A 2,683-nucleotide genomic window follows, 5' to 3' on the forward strand; every position below is an offset into this window, starting at 1 on the left:
GCCTCGCCGAACATGCGATCGTCACCATCACCCCCATCCAGCACGTCATCGCCGTCGCGCCCGGCGAGGAAATCATTGCCGACTTCTCCGTACAGGGTATCGGATGTGGCACCGCCAACAAGGCTATCCGCGCCAGAACCACCGAAGAAGGTGGCAGACACAGTAGCGTTAGCGTAAAAGGTGTCATCATGAATACTGCCGCGCACGACTTCGATCGAGGTGAGCTGGTCAATATCACCGAAGCTATCGGTCACCGTGGCAGTCCGCATATCGACTGCTATCCCTGCCACTGCGCCGTCTTCATGATCCAGGGAATAGTCGGCCGTGTCGATGCCGGCCCCGCCGATCAACGTATCGCTCCCGGCAAAACCGTGGAGAACATCATCGCCTTCACCGCCATCGAGAATATTATCGACGTTATTACCCTCGATAGTATTTTCAACATTGTTACCGGTGAGATTTTCGACCGATGTAATCGTATACGTACCAAGGCTATAGAAAGAGTCATACGGCTCGTAATACCACTGGAAGGTGGATGTTCGCAGACTGAGGTTAAGGATATTTCCGGAATAGGTTTCGAAAGAGAAGGTATCATTGCCGTCGCGGCCATCGATGACGTCAGATCCACCACTATAGGAAAAGACGTTGTCACCATCCGTACCAAGAAGGGTATCATTATACCACGACCCGCGAATGTTCTCGATACCGGAAATAATATCGCCCTCGGCGTAACCGCCTGCCCCCGTGCCGGCCCGCAGGTCGATGGTGACGCCTTCACTCCCACCATTGGCATAGTCAACGAAATCGATGCCTGCACCGCCACTCAGTGTATCGGCCCCCGCATCGCCGCGCAGCGTATCATCGCCATCTCCGCCGAGAAGCACATCGTCGCCGCTGCCGCCATATAGCTGGTCATTGCCGACAAGGCCTGTGAAACGGTCTGCCTGATCGCCGCCATAAAACCTGTCATCACCGGAGGAGCCACGGTATTCCTCGATCGAGAGGTAATTATTCGACGCCGTATTGACGAACGCGCCGGTGGTCTGGATTGCCTCCTCGAATGAAACGGTATCGAAGCCGTCTCCACCATCGATGGTGCCGTAATGCGTATAGCTGAAATAGAACGTATCGTCGCCTTCCTCACCGTACAGCTCCATGGAATAGTTGCTGTACCCGACCGAACGAATAACGTCATTGCCGTCACCGCCATATACGATGTTGTTGCCCGATGTGGCCTCGATATCGTCATCGCCAGCTCCGCCATCGATCATATCGTCACCGAAACTGGCTGCTATGATATCGTTCCCGCCACCGCCATCAACAGTATCGTTACCGCCACCGGCCGATATGGTATCACCACCGCCGCCGCCATTGATGATATCATCGCCCCAGGAGCCGGACAGTATATCATGCCCCGCCCCACCGATGAGAGTGTCATTGCCATCCTCGCCGCGCAGCTCATCATTACCATTGCCACCATTGACGGTGTCGTCGGAACCGCCGGCAACGATAAAGTCATTTCCGTCAAGGCCGGAGATAAAATCCTTATCGCGTGTCCCGCTAAAAGTGTCGGCGCCGGAAGAACCGTCAATTGTCAGCGTATCCGTTGCTTCGTCCCAGGAATAGGTGATGCCGGCAGCTGCCAGATCGACATGGTCGCCATACAGATAATCCAGGGCATCGCGGTCAATCGGCCCCAATGTCGTAACACCGCCACCATTCCAGGTGTAACTCATGACTGTGTTCTGTATTGTATCGACTTCGCTATCCAGCGTCACATCGCCTTCAAACGGGTGCTTGAGCCCCATAGCGTGGCCGATCTCATGCAGGAGGATATGATTTCCACCCCATGTCGTGGTGTTGACGTCTCCTTCGATATAAATATTCGATGAACTATTCCGTGTACTGCCGGGATAAAAGGCAAATCCACCTAGGCCAGAACCGGTCACGCCGATGAAGTCGAGCATGCCCCCTTCTTCGACTTCCACGAAGACGATACCGGATTCATCGGCAAATTGCTGAAGGAAGTCGCGTGTCTGCTCACGTTGCAGCTCACTGAAGGAAAACGAACTGTCGATAGGCCGTGACACGTTTTCAGGCCCCGGAAGGTCACCGACCTCGCGGAAGGAAAACGTGACAAAAGTAACGCCGATTGCCCGCTCGCCAGCCGCTAGCCAGTTCCATGCGCTCTCCGAAGAGGTCAGCAAGGCACGGTAATCATCGACAACCAGGCTTTGCGGATCACCGACAGAGTCGGTTACGTATCTGTATTCCTGAGCGCCTGCATCATCACAGGCAGCACAGCCACAAAGACCCTGATGTGAAATTCCAGGCAAGAGAGGCAGCGCCTCATCACCAAGAGTGGTTATCTCCTGTAGAATATCTACTCCAGGACGAAATTGAATATCGTCGGGCCGGATCATGGCGCACTCCCCTTAGCCTTGTGTTTCGGGGCAGAATAACCGATCCATTAGATGTTCAGGTTATCCCGCCCCGTCAGTTCTCATTGGTCTGACGTTAAACCTCAATGGTCAGACTTTCGTCGCAGACAGGAAGATATCAGCTCCCTACCCGAAATTGAAATCACTGACGTCGATATCGCCTGCATCGACGCCGATCAGGGTGATCGAGTTGTAGGTATCGCCGGTGATGGACACGACTGTGTCCGAACCATCCTGTACGA

General features: G+C 54.3%; 1 pseudogene. It reads right to left on the reverse strand.

The features are described 5' to 3' along the window. A pseudogene (locus tag FF098_RS17475) lies at positions 1-2,336 on the reverse strand (hypothetical protein); the annotation flags it as partial. Positions 2,337-2,683 lie beyond the last annotated feature (347 nt).

The organism is Aquisalinus luteolus (assembly GCF_009712425.2).
Lineage (GTDB): Bacteria > Pseudomonadota > Alphaproteobacteria > Caulobacterales > Parvularculaceae > Aquisalinus > Aquisalinus luteolus.